The organism is Thiomicrorhabdus heinhorstiae, from assembly GCF_013391765.2.
In the GTDB taxonomy this organism is placed as follows: Bacteria; Pseudomonadota; Gammaproteobacteria; order Thiomicrospirales; family Thiomicrospiraceae; genus Thiomicrorhabdus; species Thiomicrorhabdus heinhorstiae.
In genome coordinates this window covers 1-311 of record NZ_JACBGI020000093.1, presented here as the reverse complement: position 1 = coordinate 311, position 311 = coordinate 1, and the positions used below count along the sequence as shown (strand labels likewise).

The 311-nt window shown below is 48.6% G+C and carries 1 protein-coding gene; it reads left to right on the top strand.

Translation table 11 applies throughout. The annotated features are described in order from the left end of the window. The coding region (locus H8792_RS12505) for a transposase (RefSeq protein WP_185979588.1) at positions 1-311 on the top strand (311 nt) is incomplete at both ends.

The window sequence follows — 311 nt, the reverse complement described above, 5'->3', positions numbered from 1 at the left end:
AACAACTCACTGAAGCCGCTCTCAAAGCAGAACTGGAACAGCATCTCGAAAACGATAATTCGCCCAACCGCAAGAACGGTTCTTCCAAAAAGACCGTCAAAAGCAGTGTCGGTCAGTTCGAGCTTGATACGCCCCGTGACCGTGATGGCAGTTTTGAACCTCAACTGGTCAAAAAGCATCAGACCAAGCTCACCCCTGAGATTGACCAGAAGATCCTTGGTCTCTTTGCACTCGGAACCAGTTATCGAGACATTCGTTTTCACATTGAAGAACTCTACGGCATTGAGGTCTCTGAAGCCACGATTACCGCT